Genomic DNA, 24,380 nt, shown 5'->3' on the forward strand with positions numbered 1-24,380 from the left:
TCGCCACGGCGTCGTCGACGATGCCCTGGTTGCGGGTGTCCGTGCCGTGCAGCAACCACCGGGCCAGCTCCAGCTCCGCGTACAGCATGGCGCGCTGGGTGATCCGCGGGTCGTTGCCCTGGCGGGCGGACGCGTAGGCGGCGACGGCGGCTTCGCCGGCCGCACCGCGGGAGGCGAGCAGCCAGTGCAGGTCGCGGGCCGGATCGCCCACGCTGAGCGCCGACCAGCCGAGTACCGCCGAGACGGAGTCCTCGGTGATCAGGAACGAGTCGGCCGACAGCGAACCGTGCACCACGCAGGGCGCGAACTGCCAGAGGGCGTCGTCGTCGGTGGCCTGTTCCCAGCGGCGCAGCAGCGCGGCGGGCAGGTAACCGGTGGCGGCCGCCCGGTCGAGCAGGGCGATGGTGCCGGTGCGGCATTCCTGGGCGCTCTGCTGGGGCAGCCCGGCGGTGCCGACGAAGGCGGTGGGCAGGCCGTGCACCGCGGCGATGGCGCGCCCGATCGAGCCGGAGACGCCCGCGTGGCCGGTGAGGGCATCCACATCGAACGAATCACCCGACAGGAACTCGTAGACGACGGCCCGGGTTCCGCTGAGGGGAGCCTGGCCCACGAACTGCGGCACATCGAAGGGGAGCCGGCTGCGGTTGCCGACCGTGAGGGCCCGCAGGGCCACGAGATCGGCGGACTGCTCCGTCTCCGCGGCCTGCGAGGTGGGAACCCGGATGATCAGGGCACGGTCGTCGCGGTCGATCAGGAGGGCGGAATCGAACGCCCCGACGGCTCCGGGACTGCGTGCGGCGGAGCCGTGCAGGCGCACCTGCACGACGTCGAGGTCCGGAACGGCGGCAGTGGCCAGCGCGGCTAGAGTGAGAGGGGATCTGACCATACCTTCTAGGTTAGGTCGACTTCCCCTCGGCGCGGTTGTTCGCCACGCCTCGACACAACTTCGGCAGTCTGCCTGAGCCCGAGGAGCACCATGTCGTTCACCTTCACTTCCCGTCTGCCGCTGTCCCGCCACGCGGTCGACCGCGACGGCGAGGCCCGGTCAACACCCGGTCTGCTCGATTCCCTCCTGGCGGATGCCGGCACTCGCGTTCTGGTACTCCGGCAGGGCTCAGCCCTGATCGAGGCCGCCACTCCCGCCCGCCTCTGCCTCCTCGCACCCGACCAGGTCCCCGCCGCCGACTTCCACCTCTACCTCGGCCGGTCCCTGGCCGACGGCGCTCCCGAACCCGTGGGCACTGCGCTGATCGCGGCCGTCCTGAGCGACGAGCAGGCCGCGGAGCTCGAACCGGACGAGTCCCGCTGGGCGTCCCTCCGCCACGTGGCGACCACCCTGTCGGACCGCGACGCGGGACTGTTCACCGAGACGCTCGGCGTGGTGAACTGGCACGCCTCCCACGCCCACTGCCCCCGCTGCGGCGCCGCCACCGTGGTGGAGAACGCCGGCTGGACGAGGCGCTGCCCCGACTGCGGCGGCCAGGTCTTCCCCCGCACCGACCCGGCCGTGATCGTACTGATCACCGATGCCGACGACCGTATCCTGCTCGGCTCGAACGCGCTCTGGGAGGGCAACCGCTACTCGCTCCTGGCCGGCTTCGTCGAACCGGGGGAGTCCCTCGAGGCCGCCGTGATCCGGGAGATGCTCGAGGAATCCGGTCTCCGCGTGACCGACCCGGTCTACCTGGGTTCCCAGCCCTGGCCGTTCCCTGCCTCGATCATGTTCGGTTTCACGGCCCGGCTCGCCGACGGGCAGGCCCCGGCCGCCCTGCTCCCCGACGGGGAGGAGATCCTCGACCTGCGCTGGTTCAGCCGCGACGAGCTGCGCGCCTCGGGCGACGCCATCATCCTGCCCGGCCGCTCCTCGATCGCCCGGGCGATCATCGAGCACTGGCTCGGCGAACCGCTCGACTTCGGTCCCGACGAGGTGCACGGATGGCGTTGACCGCCGGTTCCCTGCTGGCCGGCCTCGACGACCAGCAGCGGGTGGCGGCCGAGGCGCTCGTGGGCCCGGTGTGCATGCTCGCCGGCGCCGGCACCGGCAAGACCCGCGCCATCACGCACCGCATCGCCTACGGCGTGATGACCGGTGCGTACTCGCCGAACCGGGTGATGGCGCTCACCTTCACGGCGCGCGCCGCCGCGGAGCTGCGCGGCCGGCTGCGCCAGCTCGGGGCCGGCGGCGTCGCCGCCCGCACGTTCCACTCGGCGGCGCTGTCCCAGCTGAACTACTTCTGGCCGCACGTGGTCGGCGGTCAGGCGCCCCGCATCCTCGACGGCAAGGGCCGTCTGCTCGGCCACGCCGCCGAGACCCTCAAGCTCAAGCTCGATACGGCCACCCTGCGGGACCTGGCCGCGGAGATCGAGTGGCGCAAGACATCCGGAATCGGGATCGAGGCGTACGGGGCCGGCATCGCCAAGCGCAGCCTGCCCGGCCGGCTCACGGTGGACCAGGTGCTGGCCATGATGGAGTCCTACGAACGCCTCAAGGACGACCGCAAGCAGATCGACTTCGAGGACGTGCTGCTGGCCATGGCCGGCATGATCGAGGCCGAGCCGTCGGTCGCCCTGCAGGTGCGCGAGCAGTACCGCTTCTTCGTCGTCGACGAATACCAGGACGTCTCCCCGCTGCAGCACGACCTGCTGTCGCTCTGGCTGGGGGAGCGCCGCGACCTCTGCGTCGTCGGCGACGCCAGCCAGACCATCTACTCCTTCGCCGGCGCCCGCAGCGACTACCTGCTCGACTTCCCCAAACGCTGGGAGGACGCCACGGTCGTGCGCCTCGAGCAGAACTACCGGTCGACCGGGGCCATCGTGGCGACCGCCAACCAACTCATGCGCGGACGCGCCGGCGCCCTCACCCTGCGCGCCCACGCCAGCGAAGCGGGCACCGAACCGGGCGTGCGCGAGTACCCCAACGACATGGCGGAGGCCCGCGGCGTCGCCCAGAACATCGTCGAACTGATCGAGGCCGGCACCCGCCCGGAGGACATCGCCGTGCTGTTCCGCGTGAACGTGCAGGCCGCTTTCCTCGAGACCGCCCTCGGCGATGTGGGCGTGAGCTACCAGATCCGCGGGTCCAAGCGTTTCTTCGACCTGGCCGAGGTCAAGCAGGCGGTGATGCAGCTGCGCGCGGCATCCGTGTCGATCATCGGCGAACCGCTGTTCAAATCGGTCAGCGACGTGCTGCGCTCGCTCGGCTGGAGTCAGAGCGCACCGGAGGCCCAGGGCGCGGTGCGTGACCGCTGGGAGTCGCTCAACGCGATCATGGGCCTGGTCGACCAGGCCCCGCCGGAGACCACGTTCCGCCAGTTCACCGACGAGCTGATGGAGCGTCAGGCGGGCCAGCACGAGCCGACGGTGTCCGCCGTGACGCTGGCCACCCTGCACTCAGCGAAGGGCCTCGAATGGGATGCCGTCTTCCTGATCGGGCTGTCCGAGGGGCTCGTGCCGATCAGCTACGCGGGCACTTTCGAGCAGATCGACGAGGAACGTCGCCTGCTCTACGTGGGTGTGACCCGCGCGCGCAAGCGGCTGTCCCTGAGCTGGTCGGCGGCCGGGCACCAGCAGCGCAGCCCCCGCGAGCGCTCCCGCTTCCTGACCGAGATCGGCGCGCGCGGCGTGCGCGCCCCCGGTGCCCGCGGCGCCTGACCCCGGGCGCGGGGTAGCCTCGGGGCGTGCCCACTTTTCCGTTCACGCGCCTGGCCGCGGTGCCGTTCGCGCCGCTGCTCGTGACGCAGGCGCGGCGGCTGCGGCGTGACACGCCCCGGCTGCCCGACGCGGCCCTGCCGTGGAGCGGTGCCCGCCCCGGCCCCGACCCGCTCCGCATTCTCGTCCTCGGCGACTCGACCGCGGCCGGCGTGGGCGCCGAGACCCAGGCCGAGGCGCTGCCGGGCTGGATCGCGCACGAGGTGGCCGAGCGCTGGGGACGCGGCAGCACCTGGCGCGCGATCGGCGAGAACGGCGCCACGGCCCGGGACGTGCGCGAGCGTTTCCTGACGGATGCCGCGGCCGTCCCCTTCGACCTGGCCCTGCTGACCATCGGTGCCAACGACGCCCTGGGATTGCGCTCGCGCGCCGCATTCACCCGGGATGTGCGCCGGATCGTGCTCGCCCTGCGGGCCGCGGAACCGCAGGCGGCCGTGCTCGTTTCGCTGATGCCGCGCTTCGACCGCTTCGCGCTGCTGCCGGAACCGCTGCGCGCCACCCTGGCCCGCCACGCCGCGAGCCTCGACACCGGTGCCCGTCTGGCCGTGGGCGGCCTCGACGGGGTCGTCGCGATCCCGACCCCGCCGCCCTACGTCGACGGTTTCTTCGCCAGCGACGAGTTCCACCCGAGCGCGCTCGGCTACCGGCTCTGGGCCGAGTTCGTCTTCGACTCGGCGCCGGGACTGGACCTCCGCCGCCAGGCCGGCTGAGGTCGGCCCCGATGGCCGTGCTCCGCACCCTCGACGAGGTCGTCGCCGTCGTCCGGGCGGTCGAACACCGCGTGCGGGCGACGGATGCCGGCCCGCGCACCCTCGTCGGCCTGGCCGGCGCCCCGGGATCGGGCAAGTCGACCGTGGGGGAGGCCCTCGTCGCCCGGTTGGGCGACCGCGCACAGCTGGTCTCGATGGACGGTTTCCACCTGCCTCAGGCCCGCCTGGTGGAGCTGGGCCGGCGCGATCGGATGGGAGCTCCCGACACCTTCGACGTCGACGGGTTCGTGGCGCTGCTGCTGCGGCTCCGGGCGGCCCGGGGCACCGTCACGGCACCCGGGTTCGACCGGCGGATCGAAGAAGCGACCCCCGGCGCCATTCGGATCGGCCGGGAGCGGAGCCTCGTGGTGGTGGAGGGCAACTACCTGCTGCACGACGAGGGCGGCTGGGCCGCGGCCCGGCCGCTGCTCGACCTGACCCTGTTCGTGGGGCTGGAGCAGGGCATCCGTCTCAGCCGGCTGGTGGCCCGGCACGAGCGCTACGGCAAGACGCCCGGCGAGGCTCAGGCCTGGGCGCTCGGCCCCGATGAGGCCAACGCGCGGCTGATCGAACGCACCCGCGGGCTGGCCGACCACGTGATCCGGCTCAGCTGACCGGGTCGGGGCGCCGGGCCCCGGGCAGCGCGGTCACGTTGCCGGGCACGCTGCGGCAGCCGCACCGCTCGTGCGGCCGGTAGTCCCGGCGTGCGGGCACCCCGGAGCCGCCCTCGAAGACGAGCGCCGATTCGGTAAGGGTCGAGCGTCCCAACAGCAGCCGGTCCTGGGCGATCCCGGCTACGAGGGCGGCCACATCGAGGGCGGTTCGCGGGGTCTCCGTGGGGGCCTGCCGGCTGAGCAGCTGGCAGGCGATGGCCGCCCAGGACGGGTCGGAATCCAGGTGGGCCAGCTCCAGGCAGGAGAGGCACGGCCCCGCTCCCGGCTCGACCAGAGGGCCGATGCGCACCTCGCTGTCGCTGAAGACCACGGGCAGGTGTGGCACGTCCCGGCGCAGCCAGTGCCCGTGCCGCTCCGGTTCGAGCGCGTAGTGCCCCACGATCACGGCCAGGCCGGCGCCGGGGTCGTCGGCGCCGGTCAACCGCAGCCCCAGGGTGCCGAGCAGCGACCCGATCAGCGCTCCGGTCGGCCCTGTCCCGTCCACGCAGACCGCGGGCGGGGCATCCGGTTCGGTGGGCTCCGTCGGCAGCGGGGCCGGGCTCGGCAGGGTCTCCCCGGTCACCAGCAGGGCGGGCCGCAGGGCGCGGAGCAGCCCCAGGATCGACTCGTCGGAGGCGCCGCCCTCCCGCCCGATCATGAGAGCGCCGGAGCGGGGCACACCGACCGACAGCGCGGCGAGCACACGTTCGAGCCCGTCGCTCATCGCTGTGATCACGACGAGCGGGTGGTCGATGCCGATCTGGATGCTGCGGGGAGAACGCCAGACCACCGGATGCCGCGGGTCAAGTCGAAGAGTCATGCGGCGATGATGCCGCACCCGCCCGCCGGCCCGCGCGAGTCATCCACAGCCTCCTGCCGTGAAGGGTGCCGGATCGGCCGGATCCTCGGCGTCAGTCCAGCCTCCGCCCCTAGGCTTTCGCTATGACGACGCAACGACGTGTACTTGTGACCGGCGCCACCGGCTATATCGGCGGCCGGCTGGTTCCCCTGCTCCTGGAAGCCGGCTACGACGTGCGCGTGCTCGTGCGCACGCCGCAGAAGCTCAAGGATGTCCCGTGGGTCGAGCAGGTGGAGGTGGCCGAGGGGGACCTCGGCGACCTGGCCAGTGTGCGGTCCGCCGTGGCCGGCATCGACGTTCTCTACTACCTCGTGCACTCGATGGGCACGCGCGGTGATTTCGAGAGCACGGAACGCCTGGCGGCGACGAACGTGGCCACGGCCGCCGCCGAGGCCGGTGTCTCCCGAATGGTCTACCTGGGCGGGCTGCACCCCGACACCGAGGAGCTCTCCCAGCACCTGCGTTCCCGGGCCGAGGTCGGCCGCATCCTGCTCGAGTCCGGCGTGCCCACGGCCGCCCTGCAGGCAGGGGTCGTGATCGGATCCGGCTCCACATCGTTCGAGATGATCCGGCACCTGACCGATGTGCTGCCGTATATGCCGGCTCCGCAGTGGGTGCGCAACAAGATCCAGCCCATCGCGGTGCGCGACGTGCTCTACTACCTCGTCGCGGCGGCGGAGCTTCCCGGCGAGGTCAACCGCACCTTCGATATCGGCGGACCCGACGTGCTGCGCTATGGCCAGATGATGAACGGATACGCGCTCGAGGCCGGTCTGCGCCAGCGGCCCATCGCCTCCCTGCCCGTCTTCACCCCCTGGCTCGCATCGCAGTGGGTCAACCTGGTCACCCCCATCCCGCGCAGTCTGGCCGTTCCGATCATCGCGAGCCTCCAAAACGACTGCGTGGTGCACGAACGGGACATCGACCAGTACATCCCTCAGCCGAAAGAGGGCCTGACCGGGTACCGCACCGCCGTCCGCCTGGCCCTCGGCCGCATGCGCGACGGCGATGTGGAGACCAGCTGGCGCAACGCGTCGATCGCGGGCGCGTCGAGCAACCCGCTGCCCAGCGACCCGGAATGGGCCGGACATCTCGTCTACACCGACCTCAAGGAGAAGCACACCGCTGCGAAGCCCGAGGACCTCTGGCGCGTGATCGAGAGCATCGGCGGCGACAACGGCTGGTATTCCTTCCCGCTGGCCTGGGCCATCCGCGGGTGGATGGACAAGCTCGTCGGCGGCGTGGGCCTGCGCCGCGGCCGCCGCAACCCCGACCATCTGCACACCGGCGACGTGTTGGACTTCTGGCGGGTCGAACGCATCGACACCGGCCGGTTCCTGCGCCTGCGCGCCGAAATGCGGGTTCCCGGCCGGGCCTGGCTGGAAATGACCGCGGATCCGGCGGAGGGCGGCGGCTCGGTCTACCGCCAGCGCGCGGTCTTCTTCCCCCGGGGTCTCGGCGGCCGGCTCTACTGGTTCGCGATCCTGCCGTTCCACGGCGTCATCTTCAACGGCATGGCCAACCGGATCACGGCGGCCGCCGTCGGCGAAGCCGCCGTGACGGAGGCCGCCGTGACGGAGGCCGGCGGGGAGGCATCCGCTTCGGACGTGCCCGTCGTGGGCCGCGCCGCCTGACCGTCACCGGATCGGCCTCGATCACCTAGCAGCTCCGGCGCCCGCGAGGCATGATGGAGGAGGTGCGAGGGAGGCTGTGATGTCGGAATCTGTGCTGTTCATCGGGGATGGACTGACCGCGAACGGCCTCTGGTCGGACTGGCTTCCCGACTACGACGTGCACAACCTCGGCGCGAACGGGAAGACGACGGACGAGGTCGTCGCCGAACTCGACCAGGTCGTCGACCGGCAGCCGGCCGCCGTCGTGGTCGAGGTCGGCACGAACGATTTGGGCTGGCATCGGTCGGACGAGTATGTCGTGCGCAACATGGAAACGCTGCTCTGCACGCTGCGCAAGCGCCTGCCGGCCGTGCGCATCCTGGTCGTATCGGTGCCGCCGCGCGAACGCGAACTCGCCGACACTGTGCGCTCGATCAACCGCCACCTGCGCCAATTCGCGCCGACCCAGCACGCGCAGTACCTGGATCTGTGGGCGCGCCTGGCCGGACCAGACGGCGAGATCGACGCGGCCTACTCGGAGGACCGGCTGCACCTGAATGACGCGGCCTACGCGGTCTGGGTGAGCGAGCTCAAACCCGCACTGGAGTCACTGTTCCAGCGACCGCCGTCGAGCACCGCGATCCCGATCCAGCAGATCTGACGCCGGCGGGCCGACGCTGCCGTACCTCGCGGACCAGAGGTCCTGCAGGCGCTCGCTAGTGCGTGGGCAGGTGGGCCGTGACCTGTTCGTCGGGCTCGAGTTCCGGCTGGCGCTCACGGAAGAGGTTGAGCTGGCGCTGGCGGTATTCGCCGACCAGGTTGGTGATGTCGTGGTGATCGGTGTGGCCTGCGTTGTTCGGCAGGGCTGAAGAATCTGAATTCACGGGGGACCCAATCCGTCTCGGGGTAACGACCGGCACGTTCAGGGAAACGACCGATGCCCGGGTTGCGAGCATTCGCATGACGCTAATTGAATCCACGGATGATGTCAACGCGAAGGCGTGCCGCCGGTTCAGCCGCGGTTGTTATTGAGCTCGAAGACCTTGAGGAGTTCCGCGATCGCGGTCTGTCGTTCCTCACCGCCGGCCTCGAACATGTCGGTCACGTGCGTCTGCAGGTGGTTGTCGACGAGGAGCTTGTTGAGGGAACCCAGCGACTTCTGAATGGAGAGCGACTGAGTGAGGATGTCGATGCAGTAGTCCTCGTTCTCGATCATCTTCTCGAGGCCGCGCATCTGACCCTCCAGGATGCGGGCACGGTGCAGGGCACGCCGTTTGATGTCTTCGATCATGGGATCACAGTACCGTGATTCGGAATACCCCCGAGGGGTATCCTGTTGTAGACATCGAACCGGCTCGTGCCGTCGAGACCGAACGAAGGGACCACCGTGCCGAATACCGTCGACCTCTCCATCGAGGGCATGACCTGCGCCAGCTGCGTCGGCCGCGTCGAGGGGCGCCTCAACGGCGTGGACGGCGTCACCGCCCAGGTCAACCTCGCCACGGAACGGGCGCGGGTGACGTACCCGGACGGTGTCACCCCCGCCGAGCTCGTAGCCGAGATCGGCAAGGCCGGCTACCAGGCGTCCGTGGTGGAACCGGCATCCGTTCGTCGATCGGAACCCAGCGTCGCGACTGTGCCGTCGACCCCGCTGCGCACCCGCCTCCTGGTGAGTGCGGCGCTCTCGGCACCCGTCATTCTGCTCGCGATGGTGCCCGCCCTGCAATTCACCTACTGGCAGTGGCTGTCGCTGGTGCTGGCCGCGCCGGTCGTGGTCTGGGGTGGGTACCCGTTCCACCGTGCCACCTTCATCAACCTCCGCCACGGCGCCGCCACCATGGACACCCTGATCACGGTGGGCACACTGTCCTCGTTCGGCTGGTCGCTCTACGCCCTGTTCTTCGGCATGGCCGGCATGACCGGTATGCAGCACTCCTTCGAATTCACGATCAGCCGCGGGGACGCCTCGGGCAACATCTACCTCGAGGTCTCCGCCGGCGTGGTCACCTTCCTGCTGCTCGGGCGTTACCTGGAGGAGAAGTCGAAGAAACGGGCCGGTTCCGCACTGCACGCCCTGCTCGACCTCGGCGCGAAAGACGTCACGGTCGTTCGGGAGAGCCCGACCAACCCCGGCAACCTGATGGCCGCCACCCGCACCGAGCAGAGCATCCCGATCGAAGACCTCACCGTCGGCGACCTGTTCGTGGTGCGTCCGGGCGAGAAGGTCGCGACCGACGGCATCGTGGTCGACGGCCAGGCCGCGGTCGACCTGAGCATGATCACGGGGGAGTCCGTGCCGATCGAAGTGGGGCCGGGCGACGAGGTCGTCGGCGCCACGGTCGCGCAGGGCGGCCGCCTCCTGGTGCGCGCCACCCAGGTGGGCGCGGGAACACGCCTCGCCCAGATGGCGAAACTCGTCGAGGATGCCCAGCTCGGCAAATCAGACATCCAACGCCTCGCCGACCGGGTCGCCGCCGTCTTCGTGCCGGCCGTCGTCGTGCTGGCCCTGGCCACCTTCGTGGTGTGGATCGCGACCGGGAGCCCCGTGGAGGCCGGTTTCACCGCCATGGTGGCCGTGCTGATCATCGCCTGCCCCTGCGCGCTCGGCCTGGCCACGCCCGTCGCCCTGCTGGTGGGAACCGGCCGGGGCGCCCAGCTCGGCATCCTGATCAAGGGCCCGGAAGCTCTCGAGCAGACCCGCCGGGTCGACACCATCCTGCTCGACAAGACCGGCACCCTGACCTCCGGGCGGATGTCGCTCGGCCAGGTCACCGCCACCGGTGACGCCGATACGGCCCTGCGCTACGCCGCCGCCCTGGAGAGCGCCTCCGAGCACCCGATCGCCCGCGCCATCGTCGCCGCCGCGGCCGCCGCACCCGGCGCCCACGGCACGGCTCTGCCCGACGTGAGCGGCTTCCGGGCGACGGCCGGCCTCGGGGTCTCCGGCACGGTCGAGGGCCATGCGGTGATCGTGGGCCGTCCCTCGCTCTTCCCCGGCCCGCTCGACCCGCGTTTGATCGCGGCGATCGACGCCTCCACCGGCACCGCCGTCGTGGTCGGCTGGGGCGATGAGGCCCGGGCCGTGCTCGACATCGCCGACACCGTGCGGCCCGAGGCCCCGGCCGCGCTCGCCGAACTCGTCTCCCTCGGGCTGACCCCGATCCTGCTCACCGGCGACAACGCCCGCACCGCCGGCCAGGTCGCCGCGGCGGTGGGCATCGAGCAGGTCTTCTCCGCCATGCTCCCCGAGGACAAGGTCGCCACCATCCGGCGCCTGCAGTCCGAGGGTCGCGTCGTCGCCATGGTCGGTGACGGCGTGAACGACGCGGCTGCACTCGCGCAGGCCGACCTGGGCATCGCCCTGGCCACCGGCACCGACGTGGCCATCGAGGCCAGCGATGTCACCATCGTGCGCGACCACCTCGGCACGGTGCCCGATGCGATCCGGCTCTCCCGCCGCACGCTGCGCGTGATCAAGGGCAACCTGTTCTGGGCCTTCGCCTACAACCTGGCGGCCCTGCCGCTGGCCGCGTTCGGGCTGCTCAACCCGATGATCGCCGGAGCCGCGATGGCGTTCTCCAGCCTGTTCGTGGTGCTGAACAGCCTGCGCCTGAACAGCTTCCGGTAGCAGGCCGCGCCCGGCGGGTGCTGAGTAGAGTGAAGGCATGCGTCGTGCAGTAATCTTCCTGTTCACAGCCATACTCGGGGGACTCGCCCTGCCTGGGCTGACCATCCCCGGCCCTGCCGCCGCAGCACCGGTCGGGCCATCGTCCGTCGTGGCGGCCGACACCGCCGACTTCACCTTCGACTCGTTCCACTCCGAATTCCGGCTCGGGCTCACCGAGGACGGCCACTCGGCGCTCACCACCACGGAGACGATCGTGGCCCGCTTCCCGGAGACCGACCAGAACCGCGGCATCCGGCGCGCCATCCCGACTCACTACGACGGGCATCCGACCGACCTCGAACTCGTCAGCGTGACCGACGAGAACGGGCAGCAGCGCGACACCGACACCGAAACGACCAGCGACGACGTCGATGACGAGTTCCTCGAGGTGACGATCGCCGCCGACGACTACGTGCACGGTGCGCAGACCTACGTGATCACGTACCGGCAGGTCGACATCACGCTGGCTCCCACGGATGCCCCGATCCAGGAGTTCTACCGGGAGGTCAACGGCACCGGCTGGGCGCAGCCGTTCGGCGACGTCTCGGCCACCCTCACCGTCGACCCGGAGATCGCTCCCCGCCTCACCGGGGACGCTGCCTGCTACCAGGGCGGCAGCGATTCCTCGGAGCCCTGCGCGTCACTTTCAACGGATGCCGCGGGCTCGGCCGTCACGATCGACGTCGCCGCCGGCGCGCTCGCCCCCGCCGAGGGTCTGACCCTGGCGGTCGGGTTCGAACCGGGCACCTTCGTGCCCCGCGACCAGTCCTTCACGGCGAACCCGTTCCCGATCCTCGGCCTCGCCGCGGCCCTGCTCGGCCTGATCGGCGCCGGGCTGGCGATCCTGGCCCGGGTCACCCGGTGGCGGAACGCCCCCGGCCGGCCGACCGTCATCGCCGAGTACCTGCCGCCGAAGGGCGTGACCCTGCTCGAGGCCGGCAACGTGACGCGCACCAGTGCCAAGGCCATGACCGCCCTGTTCCTCAGCTTCGCGGTGCGCGGAAACGTACGGGTGCTCGAGGGGGAGGGCAAGAAGCACTACCTGCTCGAGCTGCGGCACACGCGAGGCCTCGAACCGGCCGAGCGCACGGTGCTTCGGCTGCTCTTCCCGGGGTTGCACGAGGGCACGACCCGGGACCTCAAGAACAAGGACACCACGCTCGGCACCGGGCTGACCAAGCAACTCCAGGCCGTCACCACCCAGGTGCTGACCGACGGCCTGCGGGAGAAGAAGGGCGGCCGGCTGCGCCGGTGGCTTCTCGCCGCCGCCGTGCTCACCGGCATGATGACTGTGGCCGGCTGCCTGGGGGCGTTCATCACGGAGGTCGGCGGGGGGTGGCCGGTCCTCGTGCTGGTGCTCGGCATCGGCGCCTCGGTCACGACCCTCAGCGTCGCCGCGAGCGTGCGCCCGCTCACCGCCGCCGGCGCCGAGCTGCGCGACTATCTGGCCGGCGTGAAGCTGTACATCGACATAGCCGAGGCCGACCGGCTGCGGGTACTGCAGAGCCCCGCGGGCGCGCTGCGGTCGCCCTACCGGCCGGATGCGGCATCCGTTCTCGGACTGCCCGATTCCGGTGTGCCCGATCCGGGCCAGCCGGGGCAGGTGCTCAAGCTCTACGAACGCCTGCTGCCGTTCGCGGTGCTCTTCGGCCAGGAGAAGGAATGGTCGCGGGTGCTCGGCGAATACTACGACCGGAGCAACGCACAGCCGGACTGGTACGCTGGCTCCGCTCCGTTCAACCCGGTCTGGTTCGCCGCCGGGCTGAGCTCGTTCACGAGCTCCACCTCGGCCTCCTGGTCGGGAAGCGCGTCGAGTTCCTCCAGTTCCGGTTCGGGTGGGGGAGGCTCCGTCGGCGGCGGTGGCGGCGGCGGCGGAGGAGGAGGCGTCTGATGGGCACCCCGGTCGAACCCACATTCACGCGTTCCGCATTGGCCCCCGGCCTGCTCGGAGCAATCATCCTGCTCGGCGGGCTGGCGCTGCTGGACTCCGAGAGCTTCATCATCATCCGCTACGCGGTCAGCATTCTCGCGCTGATCCTCTGTGTCTTCGCCATCCAGGCGAAGGCCTGGCTGTGGCTGATCGGTCTGGTGCCGATCGCGGTGCTCTGGAATCCGATCGTGGTCACCGACCTGTCCGGCCAGGGCTGGGTGTCCGCCCAGTTCATCGCCGCGCTGGTCTTCATTCTCGTCGGCGTCGTCACCAAGGTGCCTGTGCACCGGGATTGACGCGCGGGCGTAGACTGGATTCACGTTGAAATAGCCCGATTACCGTCTTGACCGTGCCGCTGCATCCCAAATGCCGGTGGCGCAAATATGGTTGGCACGTTGCTCGATTCAGGCTTCGACGTATCGATCGCACCGGCATCCACGGATGCCGCACCACGTCGAGCATGGCCCTTGACCGCTGTGCTGCTGTGAAGTTGGAGAAGAATGGCTTACACCCGCCACCAGGCCGCCGGTTCGAACAACCGAGTTGCCTCCGGAGGTCGCGCACGTCAACGACCGCGCTCCCGCGACGATGACGCGCCCATCATCCCCATCCTCGCCCGCAAGGTGCGCGAGGTGGAGGCCAAAGCGCAGACCGGTGCCAAGCTGGGCCCGACCAACCGCACCAAGTACCAGGTCATCGCGCTGCTCATGCGTGAGGAGCGCGCCCGGGTCAAGGGCGACAAGGAACTCACCGACGCGAACCGCGCGGAACTGCTCAAGCGCCTCGACGGCATCGCCCAGATCCTGGCGAAGACCGCGGCCCGCGACACCAGCCTGATCACCCTGCTGGAACCGGATGCTGGCGTGTCCACGGTCGCGCAGCGTTTCCGCCGCGACTGGCTGATCGAGTCCGGCGCCGAACTCACCCCCGACGAACTCATCATCACCCGCGAACCGGAGGCCAAGGCCGAGGTCCCGGTCAACCAGGTCATCCCGCAGTCGGTCAAGGCCCGGCAGCTCGCCAACCCGTTCCTGGCGCCCGACTTCAGCGCCGCGGCCGCCCAGCCGGTCGTCTCCGGTCGCCGGCTCGCCAACTGGGAACTCATCGGCCCGCTGTTCAAGTCCTTCGAGTACGGCTCCGGCGGCCAGGCCGCCAGCATGGACCTGCCCGAGGCACCCCGCGTCGACCGGCTCTCTCCTCGCGGCATGGAGCTGATGCGTCACCAGGCCCGCTTCGTCGAAAGCGCGCGACTGGGCCATCGCAGTTACCTGCTCGCCGACGAGCCGGGCCTCGGAAAGACGGCGCAGAGCCTGCTCGCGGCATCCGTCAGCGGGTCCTACCCGCTGCTGGCCATCGTTCCCAACGTCGTCAAGATGAACTGGGTGCGGGAGGTCGAACTGTGGACTCCGAACCGCCGGGCCACCGTCATCCACGGCGACGGCGACACCCTCGACGCCTTCGCCGACGTCGTCATCGTCAACTACGACGTGCTCGACCGGCACCGCGCCTGGCTGGGAACTCTCGGATTCAAGGGCATGGTCGTCGATGAGGCGCATTTCATCAAGAACCTGCAGTCACAGCGGTCCAAGCATGTGCTGGCCCTCGCCGAGCAGATCCGGCGTCGCACGCCGGGGGGCAACCCGCTGCTGATGGCCCTGACCGGCACCCCGCTGATCAATGACGTCGACGACTTCCGCGCGATCTGGCAGTTCCTCGGCTGGATCGACGGTGACAAGCCGACACCCCGGCTGATGCAGAAGCTCGAGGAGATCGGGTTGACACCCGCCGACCCCGGCTTCTACGCCGAGGCACGCGCCGCCGTGATCGACCTCGGCATCGTGCGCCGGCGCAAGGTCGACGTTGCCGCCGACCTGCCGGCCAAGCGCATCGCCGACATCCCGGTGGAGCTGGACGACGACCTCGGACGCTCCATCCGCCAGGCGGAGCGGGAACTCGCCGCCCGCCTCGTCACCCGGTACCACTCTCTTGTCGCCGCCCGCCATCCGGGCCAGGCCCCGCCCGTGCTCGACGGCGAGCAGCGCGCCGCCTTCATCCGAGCGGTCGCGCACGCCGAGCTCGAGGAATCGAAGGGGCAGACCACCGGCGAGAACGTCTTCACCATGGTGCGCAAAATCGGCCAGGCGAAGGCCGCCCTCGCGGCGGACTACGCCGTGCAGCTGGCGCACTCGGTGGGCAAGGTCGTCTTCTTCGCCAAGCACATCGACGTGATGGATGCCGCGGAGGACATCTTCGCCAGGCGCGGGCTGCGCACGGTCTCCCTGCGCGGCGACCAGAGCGCTCTGGCCCGCCAGGCCGCGATCGACTCCTTCAACGACGACCCGGGGGTGGCCGTCGTGGTCTGCTCCCTGTCGGCCGCCGGAGTCGGCGTCAACCTGCAGGCCGCCTCCAACGTCGTGCTGGCCGAGCTGAGCTGGACCGCCGCGGAACAGACGCAGGCCATCGACCGGGTGCACCGCATCGGCCAGGACGAGCCCGTCACCGCATGGCGGATCATCGCCGCGCACACCATTGACGCGCGCATCGCCGAACTCATCGGAAGCAAGCAGGGCCTCGCGGCCCGGGCCCTCGACGGCGTCGCGGAAGAAGTCTCGTCCGCCGATTCCGTGCAGGCCAGCGCCCTGATCTACCTGCTCACCCTCGCACTCGACGGGGAGTTGTAGAACGCGCCCCTCACCGGCGTGGATTTGAACCGGGCCCCGCTTGGGGTCCATGATTGAGTGGCGGCGGTGTGGGCGCCAATTACATTAATTGCGCAACAAGGAGCAACGACAAATGAAAATTGGTATCCTCACCAGCGGCGGAGACTGCCCCGGACTGAACGCTGTTATTCGCGGCTCCGTCCTTAAAGGCATCCGCGTCCTCGATGCCGAATTCGTCGGCATTCGCAACGGCTGGAAAGGCCTGGTCGAGGGCGACTTCATGACACTGGACCGGCACAGCGTGCGCGGTCTTTCCCGTCAGGGTGGAACCATCCTCGGCAGCTCCCGAACGAACCCGTTCGAGGGCGAAAACGGCGGCCCCATTAACATTCAGAAGACGATGGACGCGGAAGGAATCGACGCGATCATCGCGATCGGCGGTGAGGGCACCCTCACCGCGGCACGCCGTCTGACGGATGCCGGCCTGCAGATCGTCGGCGTTCCCAAGACCATCGACAACGACCTCGAGGCCACCGACTACTCGTTCGGCTTCAACACCGCCGTCGAGATCGCCACCGAGGCCATCGACCGTCTGCGCACCACCGCCGAGTCGCACGGCCGCTGCATGATCGTCGAGGTCATGGGTCGCCACGTGGGCTGGATCGCCCTGCACTCCGGCATGGCCGGCGGCGCCCACGCCATCCTGATCCCCGAGCAGCCGCAGACCATTGAGCAGATCTGCGAGTGGGTCATGCACGTTCGCGACCGTGGCCGCGCGCCGGTGATCGTCGTCTCCGAGGGCTTCAAGCTCGCCGGGATGGACGAGGCGCTCTCCACCAAGGGCCTCGACGCGTTCAACCGCCCCCGCCTCGGCGGCATCAGCGAAATGATCGCCCCGATGATCGAGGAGCGCACGGGCATCGAAACCCGCGCCACCGTCCTCGGCCACACCCAGCGCGGAGGATCCCCGTCAGCCTACGACCGGGTGCTCGCCACCCGCCTCGGCATGGCAGCCGTCGACGCCGTCTACGCCGGCCAGTGGGGCTCCATGGTCTCCCTGCGCGGCACCGACATGGAAATCGTCAGCATCGCCGACGCGACCATCGGTCTCAAGACCGTGACGCAGGCGCGCTACGACGAGGCCGCGGTGCTGTTCGGCTAAACCCGCACGCGACCCAGAGGGGTCCCGGTCCGATTCCGCCGCTCGGCGAACCAGACCCGGACCCCTCTGTTCGTTTCTGTTCGTTCGGATGTTCGGGTGCGGCTCAGGCGAGCTTGGCCTGAACCTGGGCCAGCGACGGGTTCGTGGCGCTCGAGCCGTCCGGATACAGGATGGTCGGAACCGTACGATTGCCGTTGTTCAGGCTCATCACGAGTTCCGAGGTTCCCTCGACCTCTTCCACGTTGACCTCGGTGTAGGCGATGCCGGCCTTGACCAACTGGGTCTTCAGGCGCGTGCAGTAGCCGCACCAGGTCGTCGTGAACATGGTGATGGTTCCGGATTCAGGCACAAAGTTCATGTGCGCAGCCTAACAAGTCCCACTGACGGAGTGCCGGTTCACCGTCGCTACCATGGAGGAATGTCGCTTCCCCAGGTCTGCGTGTGTTATCTCACCCGCCGTTCCCCGTCGGGGGAGCTGCAGGTTCTTCTCGGCCGTAAGAAGAAGGGCCTGGGTCTCGGCAACATCGTCGGGCTGGGCGGCAAGCTCGAGCCGGGGGAGAGCGCTGAGCAGGCGATGGTGCGCGAAATCGAGGAGGAGTCCGGCCTGGTCGTGGCGGCCTCCGCGCTCACGCCGCTGGGGCTGCTGACCTACCTGTTCCCGCATCGGGAGGCGTGGAGCCAGGAGTCGAGCGTGTTCGTCGCAACCGAATGGACGGGTACGCCGCGCGAGTCCGACGAACTGAACCCGGTCTGGTTCGACGTGGCCGCGTTGCCGGTCGACGAGATGTGGGACGACGCCCGCCACTGGCTGCCGGGCGTGCTGGCCGGCGTGCCGGTGCGCGCCACCTTCACGTTCGGCGAGGACCTCGCCACGGTGGTCGACCGGCTCTGAATTGACCTGCCTGCCCGGGAGTGTCACGCTTGTCTCTTTGCAGCTTGAGATAATCCCGGCTGTCGCACACCCAGAGGATGACAACGGTGGATTTCACCCTGATCGTGGCGCTCGTGATCGCGCTCGCACTGATTTTTGACTTCACCAACGGTTTCCAGGACACCGCGAACGCGATGGCCACGCCCATCGCGACCGGCGCCATGCGCCCGAAGGTCGCGGTCGGACTCGCCGCCATCCTGAACCTGGTCGGGGCCTTCCTCTCCACCGAGGTGGCCAGGACCATTTCCGGCGGCATCATCAAGGAGGGTGAATCGGGAGTGCAGATCACCCCCGAGATCATCTTCGCCGGGCTGATCGGCGCCATCGTCTGGAACCTGATCACCTGGCTGCGCGGTCTGCCGTCCAGCTCGAGCCACGCCCTGTTCGGCGGGCTCATCGGCGCCACGGTGATCGGCGTGGGCTCGCAGGCCGTCGCTTACGACGTCGTGCTGGCCAAGGTCATCCTGCCCGCGCTGATCGCCCCCCTCACGGTGGGCATCGTGGCCTTCCTCGCCACCAAGCTCGCCTACTCCATCACCCGCCGCGACGCCGGCAAAGCGGATGGCCGCGGCGGTTTCCGCTACGCGCAGATCTTCTCGTCATCGCTGGTCGCCCTCGCGCACGGCACCAACGATGCCCAGAAGACCATGGGCGTGATCACCCTCACCCTGATCGCCAGCGGGATGCAGGACGTCGGCACGGGCCCGCAGCTGTGGGTCATCACCACCTGCGCCCTCGCGATCGCGATCGGCACCTACACCGGCGGCTGGCGCATCATCCTCACCATGGGTCGCGGACTCACCGCGATCAAGCCGGCCCAGGGCTTCGCGGCGGAGACCAGCACCGCGGCCACCATCCTCGCGTCCAGCCACCTCGGTTTCGCGTTGTCCACCACGCAGGTCGCATCCAGTTCGGTGATCGGCTCCGGCCTCGGCCGACGCGGTTCGACCGTGCGCTGGGGGATGGCCGGCCAGATCGCCCTCGGCTGGGTGCTCACCCTGCCGGCGTCCGCCATCATGGGTGCCTTCGCGGCCGGACTGGCCCTGATCGGCCCGATCGGCATCGTGCTCGACCTGGTGGTCGGCTCCCTGGTCGTTGCGCTGTTGTTCCGCAGGTCCCTCGCGACCCGGGTCACGCACGACAACCTGCATGACATCGACGATGCCGGACGGGTCGTGAAAATCAGGAAGACCCCCCGCAAGGCGTCCCACTCGGATCGAAAGAAGATCGCGCTGTGATCGATTGGTCTGCATTCCTCGTCGTCGCGTTCGCGTCGCTCCTGTCCTCCGCGGTCGTGGTCAGCCTGTATTCGCTCGGGCTGCGACTACTCACCACCGCCGGCCGCGTTCCCGTGGTCGAGCCGGCCGAGTTCACCGGGGCCATCACCGTGCTGACCCCCAAACGTGCGGCCAAGGAAGCCAAGCGTGCGCGCAAAGCGGCGTCCGCCAGCCCGCTGAGTCCCCAGCAGAAGCAGATCGCCCTGATGGGCGCGTACGCGTGCTTCGTGCTCTGCAGCGCGGCCGTGCTCTACGGCGTCTACCTGATCGTGCCGGCTCTGCACCGCTGACCGGCGCTGCGCCGTCCGCACCGTTCCGGTCGTGCGCCGACTCGGCGGTGCGCCGAGTCTGCGCCGAGGCTGCGCCTGGGCGCGGGTGGCACGCCGTGCGCACAGCGGCGCAGCACGCGCGCAACGCTGAGCACGGGGTGGAGGGGTGAACCTCGGCAGCCGTCGGGCCTGCTAGCGTGCCCGTTCCGGTCGAGAGTGCCCGTTACGCCGGTCACTGTCGACCGGAACGGGCACTCTCGGTGGCTGTACGCGGCGGCTACCGCGCGGTGCCGCGCACCCGGGCCACCCACGTCATCAGGTGGTAGATCACGATGGCGGCGACCGTGCCCAGCGCGATGCCGTTGAAGCTGAGGGTGCCGGCGGAGAAGGTGTAGTCGGCGATGCCGATGATCAGCGCGGTGGCCGCCGTGAACTGGTTCACCGGCTTGCTGAAGTCGACCTTGTTGTCGAGCCAGATCTTGACCCCGATGATGCCGATCAGGCCGTACAGGGCCGTTGTGACGCCGCCGAGCACGCCGGCCGGGATGGTGTTGATGACCGCGCCGATCTTGGGGGAGAGCCCGAGCAGCACCGCGGTGATGCCGGCCACCCAGTAGGCGGCCGTGGAGTAGATGCGGGTGGCGGCCATGACACCGATGTTCTCGCCGTAGGTGGTGGTGCCCGATCCGCCGCTGAAGCCGGCGAGCATGGTGGCCAGGCCGTCGGCCATCAGGGCGCGACCCGTGAAGCGGTTCACCTTCGCATCCGTCATCTGGGCGACGCCCTTGATGTGGCCCACGTTCTCGGCCACCAGCACCAGCACGACCGGCAGGAAGGCCGGCAGCACGCCGAAGGCGGCGGACGGATCCGCGAACGGGTTCATCGCGGCGGTGAACGGGGGCAGGCCGATCCAGGCTGCTTCGCCAACACCGCTGAAATCGACCTCGCCGGCCACGACGGCAGCCACGTAACCGACGATCACACCGATGAAGATCGACAGCCGGCCGAGGATGCCGCGGAACAGCACGGTGGAAAGGACCACGGCGAGAAGGGTGATGATCGCGGTGAGCGGAGCCTCCGTGAAGTTCGACTTCGCGACGGGCGCCAGGTTGAACCCGATCAGGGCGACGATGGCCCCGGAAACCACGGGAGGCATCAGGGCGTCGATCCAGCCGGTGCCGGTGAGCTGGACGATCAGGCCGATCAGGGCCAGGAGCAGACCGACGACGATGATGCCGAACAGGGCGCTGCCCATACCGGCCGTGGCGGTCGCGGCGGTGATCGGCGCGATGAAGGCGAACGAGGAGCCCAGGTAGCTGGGCAGTCTGTTCTGGGTGATGAGCAGGAACAGCAAAGTGCCGATACCGGAGAAGAGCAGCGTCGTGCTGGGCGGGAAGCCGGTGATCAGCGGCACCAGGAACGTGGCGCCGAACATGGCGACGACATGCTGGGTGCCGATCCCGATGGTCAGCGGCCAGTTGAGGCGCTCGCCGGGACCGACGACATCCGTGGCTCCGACCGTTTTTCCGTCACCGTGCAGGGTCCAGGGCAGTGCCATGTGATTCTCGTTTCCGTGTCGTACGTATTCCCGATGGTAGTGAACAATTAGGCTCGGACGGTGAAACCATCCGTTCAGCCTGCCCACACAGAACCCCTCTCGGTGCAGATTGAGACCGGTTCGCTGCGTGGGATCCGGGTACGCGGGGTGCGTGCGTGGCGGGGAATCCCGTACGCGTTGGCGCCGGTGGGTGACCTTCGATTCCGGGCCCCCCAGCCGGCCGAGCCCTGGTCGGGCGAGCGCGACGCGCGCGACTTCGGCCTGGTCGCCCCGCAGAGCCACCGCGGCCAGTTCATCGGAGCGAAGCCCACGATCCCGCAGGGCGAGGACTGCCTCAACCTCAACGTGATCGCTCCCGACGAACCGGTCGACCCCCGGATGCTGCGGCCCGTCATGGTCTTCATCCACGGCGGCGCCTACAGCGTCGGGTCCTCGCGGGAGGTGCCTCGGCAGGGGGAGGGGCTCGTGCGGCGCGGCGGCATCGTCTACGTCAGCTTCAACTACCGGCTGGGGGCGCTCGGCTACCTCGACTTCAGTCGCTACTCCACCGCGGAGCGGCCGATCGAGAGCAACCTGGGGCTGCGCGACCAGGTGGCGGCGCTCGCCTGGGTGCGGCGCAACATCCGGGCGTTCGGCGGCGACCCGGACGCCGTCACCGTGTTCGGTGAATCCGCCGGCGCCAACGCCGTGACCACCCTGATGACCGTGCCGGCCGCGGCCGGCCTGTTCCAGCGCGCGATCGCGCAGAGCGCCCCGCCGAACGCCGTCTACGCGCCCGAGGTGACCGCGGAGTGGGCGGCGCATTTCGTGCGGCTCCTGGCCAAACGCACACGACAGGCCGACCTGCCCGCCGCCGGCCGGACCGCCGGCCCGACCCCTACCGGTCCGGCCCCGGCGCACGCGGTGACGGATGCCGCGGCTCTGCTCTGTCAGGCCGACCCGGCCCGGCTGGCGGAGGCCACCGGCGACCTCACCCGACGTGCGCCGGACCGCTACCCGGGAACCATCCCGCTCTCACCAGTGATCGACGGCGTTTTCCTGCCCGAACGCCCCCTTGACGCCTTCCGCGACGGACGCGCCCACCGGATCCCCCTGATCATCGGCACGAACGCCCGGGAGGGCTCGCTGTTCAGCGGGCGCATCGACATCCTCGCCACGACGCCCCGACGCATCCGTGCCGTCTTCGCGAACACCACGAAGAAGGCCCGCTCGCGGCTGAACGCGCAGTACCCCGGCATCCCCGCCCTGCGGCCGGCACTCGATTTCGGCGGTGACTTCTCGTTCTGGTATCCGAGTGTGCGCGTGGGCGAACGGCACTCCCGGTATGCGCCTGTACGGTTCTACCGATTCGACGCTGCGCCGCGCCTGGTGCGCCTGATGGGGCTCGACGCCACCCACGGCCTCGAGCTGTTCCCGCTGTTCGACCGGCTCGACGGCTGGTTCGGCCGCGGCATGACCGTGCTCGGCGGGCGCCGCGACCTGCAGCGGATCGGCGCCCGCATGCAGGGTTGGTGGCTCGGTTTCGCAACCACCGGGGTTCCGGATGACGCGTGGCCGCTCTACGACGAGGCCGAACGACTGACCCTGGTCATCGACGCCGTCGACACCGTGGAAGCCGACCCGCACCGTGAGCGGCGACGGGCCTGGGACGCCTTCGTGCCGCATATCTGACCCGCATGCGCCGGCTCCGCCGACCGTCCGACACTCCCGGCGTTCTCGGCGCGTTCTCCGGGGCCGTAAACTGGACAACTGAGAATTAGCTGAGTCGGACACCAGGAGCACCCCATTTCTGAAACAGAGACCCACACGTCATCCACGCCTGCCCCGAAGCCGGACACCCCGGTCGGCACGCCCAACCCCGGGCTCAAGGCCCGCATCGACCGTTACTTCGAAATCACGATGCGCGGTTCGACCTACGGCCGTGAGATCCGCGGCGGCCTGGTGACGTTCGTCACGATGGCCTACATCGTCATCCTCAACCCGCTCATCCTCGGCGGTTTCAGCGCCGACCAGGCGGCGGTCGACGTGGTCGGCGGCTGGCTGCCGAACGGTCAGGTCGCTGCTGTCACCGCTCTCACCGCCGGCGTCATGACGATCCTGTTCGGCGCCATCGCCCGGCTGCCGTTCGGTTTCGCCGCCGGTCTCGGGATCAACTCATTCCTGGCCGTGAGCGTCGTCGGCCAGGTGACCTGGCCTGAGGCCATGGGGCTCGTCGTCATCAACGGGCTCATCATCGTGCTGCTGGCCTCGACCGGCATGCGGGAGCTCATCTTCAACGCCGTGCCACGTCAGTTGAAGATCGCCATCACGGTCGGCATCGGCCTGTTCATCGCCTTCATCGGCCTGGTCGACTCCGGATTCGTGCGCTCGAGCGGTGTGGCGTCGCCGCCCGTGCAGCTGGGCGAGAACGGCTCCGTCGTGAGCCTGCCGACGGCCGTGTTCGTGCTCGGCCTGATCATCCTCGGCATCCTGGTCGCCCGCAAGGTGAAGGCAGCGCTGCTGATCGGAATCGTCGCCACCACGCTGATCGCCGTTGTCCTCGAAGCCATCTTCAAAGTGGGGCCGTCGTTCGGGCAGAACCCGGACGGCTGGAACCTGAACGCCCCGGTGCTGCCTACCTCCATCGTCTCGCTGCCCGACCTGAGCCTCGTCGGCCAGGTCTCCTTCGGCGCCTTCGACCGGATCGGCGTGTTGGCGGCCTCGATGCTCGTGTTCACGCTCGTGTTCACGAACTTCTTCGACGCCATGGGCACCATGACCGGCCTGGCCAATGAGGCCGGCGTCGCCAACGAGAAGGGTAATTTCCCCCGGTTGAAGTCGGCCCTGATCGTGGAGGGAGTGGGAGCCGTCGTCGGCGGAGCCAGCTCCGCCTCCTCGAACACGGTCTTCATCGAGTCCGGCGCCGGTATCGGCGAGGGTGCGCGCACCGGGCTGGCCAACATCGTCACCGGCCTCCTCTTCCTCGCCGCCATGTTCTTCACCCCGCTCACCCAGATCGTGCCGCTCGAGGTGGCTGCTGCCGCCCTCGTCATCGTCGGGGCCATGATGGTGTCCCAGATCCGGTTCATCGACTTCTCCGAGTTCTCCATCGTGCTCCCGGTGTTCCTCACGATCATCGTGATGCCGCTGACCTACTCCATCGCCAACGGCATCGGCGCGGGCTTCATCGCCTGGGTGCTGGTGCGCTCGTTCTCCGGCAAGGCCCGCGAGATCAGCCCGCTGCTCTGGGCGGTCGCGGTCGGCTTCCTGGTCTTCTTCGTGCGCGGCCCGATCGAGGTCTGGTTCGGCGCGTAACCCGGTCGGCCGGGACGCACCCTGCGGCGCAACCGTGTTCTCCCCGGTTC

At 69.6% G+C, this 24,380-nt stretch carries 21 protein-coding genes and 1 pseudogene; 16 read left to right on the forward strand and 6 right to left on the reverse strand.

Annotated features, from left to right (window positions below; translation table 11 throughout):
* Positions 1-121 precede the first annotated feature (121 nt).
* Positions 122-886 (reverse strand): annotated as a pseudogene (locus AC0J5J_RS14575) (phosphotransferase); the annotation flags it as partial.
* 90 nt (positions 887-976) lie between these two features.
* On the opposite strand from AC0J5J_RS14575, the gene nudC reads away from it, so the two are divergent.
* Genes nudC through AC0J5J_RS14595 form a run of 4 tightly spaced genes read left to right on the forward strand, consistent with a single transcriptional unit; the run spans position 977 to position 5,071 of the window.
* The gene (nudC, locus tag AC0J5J_RS14580; protein ID WP_474898655.1) at positions 977-1,945 is read left to right on the forward strand and encodes an NAD(+) diphosphatase; all 969 of its coding nucleotides are present in this window, start codon (positions 977-979) and stop codon (positions 1,943-1,945) included.
* Positions 1,936-3,651 carry an ATP-dependent helicase gene (locus tag AC0J5J_RS14585; protein ID WP_134425707.1) on the forward strand — a complete coding sequence of 572 codons (1,716 nt, stop codon included), beginning with the start codon at positions 1,936-1,938 and terminating at the stop codon, positions 3,649-3,651. Before nudC ends, AC0J5J_RS14585 begins: the two co-directional genes overlap by 10 nt.
* 26 nt (positions 3,652-3,677) lie before the next feature.
* A complete protein-coding gene (locus AC0J5J_RS14590; protein ID WP_474898657.1) occupies positions 3,678-4,418 on the forward strand; it encodes an SGNH/GDSL hydrolase family protein in 741 nt (246 codons plus the stop codon).
* A gap of 11 nt (positions 4,419-4,429) precedes the next feature.
* The gene (locus AC0J5J_RS14595; protein WP_474898659.1) at positions 4,430-5,071 is read left to right on the forward strand and encodes a nucleoside/nucleotide kinase family protein; all 642 of its coding nucleotides are present in this window, start codon (positions 4,430-4,432) and stop codon (positions 5,069-5,071) included.
* Here the strand turns inward: AC0J5J_RS14595 and AC0J5J_RS14600 are convergent.
* Positions 5,064-5,930, reverse strand: a complete 867-nt coding sequence (locus AC0J5J_RS14600; protein ID WP_474898660.1) for a TOMM precursor leader peptide-binding protein — start codon at positions 5,928-5,930, stop codon at positions 5,064-5,066. The two genes, AC0J5J_RS14595 and AC0J5J_RS14600, sit on opposite strands and share 8 nt — an antisense overlap.
* 122 nt (positions 5,931-6,052) lie before the next feature.
* On the opposite strand from AC0J5J_RS14600, the gene AC0J5J_RS14605 reads away from it, so the two are divergent.
* Both AC0J5J_RS14605 and AC0J5J_RS14610 read left to right on the forward strand, forming a co-directional pair.
* Complete coding sequence (locus AC0J5J_RS14605; protein ID WP_474898662.1) at positions 6,053-7,603, forward strand: SDR family oxidoreductase; 1,551 nt, start codon at positions 6,053-6,055, stop codon at positions 7,601-7,603.
* A gap of 79 nt (positions 7,604-7,682) precedes the next feature.
* The gene (locus AC0J5J_RS14610; RefSeq protein ID WP_474898664.1) at positions 7,683-8,243 is read left to right on the forward strand and encodes a GDSL-type esterase/lipase family protein; all 561 of its coding nucleotides are present in this window, start codon (positions 7,683-7,685) and stop codon (positions 8,241-8,243) included.
* 55 nt (positions 8,244-8,298) lie between these two features.
* Here the strand turns inward: AC0J5J_RS14610 and AC0J5J_RS14615 are convergent, their stop codons facing one another.
* A complete protein-coding gene (locus tag AC0J5J_RS14615; protein ID WP_166785577.1) occupies positions 8,299-8,466 on the reverse strand; it encodes a hypothetical protein in 168 nt (55 codons plus the stop codon).
* A 128-nt stretch (positions 8,467-8,594) separates the two neighbouring features.
* Entirely contained in the window at positions 8,595-8,873 is a 279-nt protein-coding gene (locus AC0J5J_RS14620; protein WP_134362981.1) for a metal-sensitive transcriptional regulator, read from the reverse strand.
* A gap of 96 nt (positions 8,874-8,969) precedes the next feature.
* On the opposite strand from AC0J5J_RS14620, the gene AC0J5J_RS14625 reads away from it, so the two are divergent.
* The 5 genes from AC0J5J_RS14625 (at position 8,970) to AC0J5J_RS14645 (ending at position 17,001) form a co-directional block, all read left to right on the forward strand.
* Positions 8,970-11,210, forward strand: coding sequence for a heavy metal translocating P-type ATPase (locus AC0J5J_RS14625; RefSeq protein WP_474898665.1), 2,241 nt, complete (start codon positions 8,970-8,972; stop codon positions 11,208-11,210).
* Positions 11,211-11,247: 37 nt separating this feature from the next.
* Complete coding sequence (locus AC0J5J_RS14630; RefSeq protein ID WP_474898667.1) at positions 11,248-13,140, forward strand: DUF2207 family protein; 1,893 nt, start codon at positions 11,248-11,250, stop codon at positions 13,138-13,140.
* Entirely contained in the window at positions 13,140-13,475 is a 336-nt protein-coding gene (locus AC0J5J_RS14635; RefSeq protein ID WP_134425700.1) for a DUF6804 family protein, read from the forward strand. Before AC0J5J_RS14630 ends, AC0J5J_RS14635 begins: the two co-directional genes overlap by 1 nt.
* 204 nt (positions 13,476-13,679) lie before the next feature.
* The gene (locus AC0J5J_RS14640) at positions 13,680-15,860 is read left to right on the forward strand and encodes a DEAD/DEAH box helicase (RefSeq protein WP_474898668.1); all 2,181 of its coding nucleotides are present in this window, start codon (positions 13,680-13,682) and stop codon (positions 15,858-15,860) included.
* Positions 15,861-15,972: 112 nt separating this feature from the next.
* A complete protein-coding gene (locus AC0J5J_RS14645) occupies positions 15,973-17,001 on the forward strand; it encodes a 6-phosphofructokinase (protein WP_134425698.1) in 1,029 nt (342 codons plus the stop codon).
* Between the two features lie 103 nt (positions 17,002-17,104).
* On the opposite strand, the gene AC0J5J_RS14650 is transcribed toward AC0J5J_RS14645, so the two are convergent.
* Positions 17,105-17,359 carry a mycoredoxin gene (locus AC0J5J_RS14650; RefSeq protein WP_134425697.1) on the reverse strand — a complete coding sequence of 85 codons (255 nt, stop codon included), beginning with the start codon at positions 17,357-17,359 and terminating at the stop codon, positions 17,105-17,107.
* A 60-nt stretch (positions 17,360-17,419) separates the two neighbouring features.
* On the opposite strand from AC0J5J_RS14650, the gene AC0J5J_RS14655 reads away from it, so the two are divergent.
* The 3 genes from AC0J5J_RS14655 to AC0J5J_RS14665 all read left to right on the forward strand — a co-directional run bounded on the left by AC0J5J_RS14655 (position 17,420) and on the right by AC0J5J_RS14665 (position 19,499).
* Positions 17,420-17,893: an 8-oxo-dGTP diphosphatase gene (locus tag AC0J5J_RS14655; protein WP_134425696.1), complete on the forward strand. Its 474-nt coding sequence runs from the start codon at positions 17,420-17,422 to the stop codon at positions 17,891-17,893.
* Between the two features lie 86 nt (positions 17,894-17,979).
* A complete protein-coding gene (locus tag AC0J5J_RS14660; RefSeq protein WP_474900242.1) occupies positions 17,980-19,170 on the forward strand; it encodes an inorganic phosphate transporter in 1,191 nt (396 codons plus the stop codon).
* Positions 19,167-19,499: a peptidase gene (locus AC0J5J_RS14665; protein ID WP_474898669.1), complete on the forward strand. Its 333-nt coding sequence runs from the start codon at positions 19,167-19,169 to the stop codon at positions 19,497-19,499. The genes AC0J5J_RS14660 and AC0J5J_RS14665 overlap by 4 nt, the downstream gene beginning before the upstream one ends.
* 256 nt (positions 19,500-19,755) lie before the next feature.
* Here the strand turns inward: AC0J5J_RS14665 and AC0J5J_RS14670 are convergent, their stop codons facing one another.
* Positions 19,756-21,036, reverse strand: a complete 1,281-nt coding sequence (locus AC0J5J_RS14670; RefSeq protein ID WP_134425694.1) for a uracil-xanthine permease family protein — start codon at positions 21,034-21,036, stop codon at positions 19,756-19,758.
* A 60-nt stretch (positions 21,037-21,096) separates the two neighbouring features.
* Between AC0J5J_RS14670 and AC0J5J_RS14675 the strand changes: the two genes are divergently transcribed.
* Both AC0J5J_RS14675 and AC0J5J_RS14680 read left to right on the forward strand, forming a co-directional pair.
* Positions 21,097-22,707 carry a carboxylesterase/lipase family protein gene (locus AC0J5J_RS14675; RefSeq protein WP_474898670.1) on the forward strand — a complete coding sequence of 537 codons (1,611 nt, stop codon included), beginning with the start codon at positions 21,097-21,099 and terminating at the stop codon, positions 22,705-22,707.
* A gap of 228 nt (positions 22,708-22,935) precedes the next feature.
* Entirely contained in the window at positions 22,936-24,330 is a 1,395-nt protein-coding gene (locus tag AC0J5J_RS14680; protein WP_166785576.1) for an NCS2 family permease, read from the forward strand.
* The last annotated feature ends 50 nt before the right edge of the window (positions 24,331-24,380 follow it).

The organism is Cryobacterium sp. TS_SC_7 (assembly GCF_056156285.1).

What these genes read in the sequence shown, in the direction of transcription:
- AC0J5J_RS14620 (WP_134362981.1), bottom strand. Translation starts at nt 8,873, where the DNA reads ATGATCGAAGACATCAAACGGCGTGCCCTGCACCGTGCCCGCATCCTG.
- AC0J5J_RS14645 (WP_134425698.1), top strand. Translation starts at nt 15,973, where the DNA reads ATGAAAATTGGTATCCTCACCAGCGGCGGAGACTGCCCCGGACTGAAC.
- AC0J5J_RS14595 (WP_474898659.1), top strand. Translation starts at nt 4,430, where the DNA reads ATGGCCGTGCTCCGCACCCTCGACGAGGTCGTCGCCGTCGTCCGGGCG.
- AC0J5J_RS14640 (WP_474898668.1), top strand. Translation starts at nt 13,680, where the DNA reads ATGGCTTACACCCGCCACCAGGCCGCCGGTTCGAACAACCGAGTTGCC.
- nudC (WP_474898655.1), top strand. Translation starts at nt 977, where the DNA reads ATGTCGTTCACCTTCACTTCCCGTCTGCCGCTGTCCCGCCACGCGGTC.
- AC0J5J_RS14630 (WP_474898667.1), top strand. Translation starts at nt 11,248, where the DNA reads ATGCGTCGTGCAGTAATCTTCCTGTTCACAGCCATACTCGGGGGACTC.
- AC0J5J_RS14680 (WP_166785576.1), top strand. Translation starts at nt 22,936, where the DNA reads ATGCGCGGTTCGACCTACGGCCGTGAGATCCGCGGCGGCCTGGTGACG.
- AC0J5J_RS14670 (WP_134425694.1), bottom strand. Translation starts at nt 21,036, where the DNA reads ATGGCACTGCCCTGGACCCTGCACGGTGACGGAAAAACGGTCGGAGCC.
- AC0J5J_RS14635 (WP_134425700.1), top strand. Translation starts at nt 13,140, where the DNA reads ATGGGCACCCCGGTCGAACCCACATTCACGCGTTCCGCATTGGCCCCC.
- AC0J5J_RS14585 (WP_134425707.1), top strand. Translation starts at nt 1,936, where the DNA reads ATGGCGTTGACCGCCGGTTCCCTGCTGGCCGGCCTCGACGACCAGCAG.
- AC0J5J_RS14605 (WP_474898662.1), top strand. Translation starts at nt 6,053, where the DNA reads ATGACGACGCAACGACGTGTACTTGTGACCGGCGCCACCGGCTATATC.
- AC0J5J_RS14610 (WP_474898664.1), top strand. Translation starts at nt 7,683, where the DNA reads ATGTCGGAATCTGTGCTGTTCATCGGGGATGGACTGACCGCGAACGGC.
- AC0J5J_RS14650 (WP_134425697.1), bottom strand. Translation starts at nt 17,359, where the DNA reads ATGAACTTTGTGCCTGAATCCGGAACCATCACCATGTTCACGACGACC.
- AC0J5J_RS14655 (WP_134425696.1), top strand. Translation starts at nt 17,420, where the DNA reads ATGTCGCTTCCCCAGGTCTGCGTGTGTTATCTCACCCGCCGTTCCCCG.
- AC0J5J_RS14600 (WP_474898660.1), bottom strand. Translation starts at nt 5,930, where the DNA reads ATGACTCTTCGACTTGACCCGCGGCATCCGGTGGTCTGGCGTTCTCCC.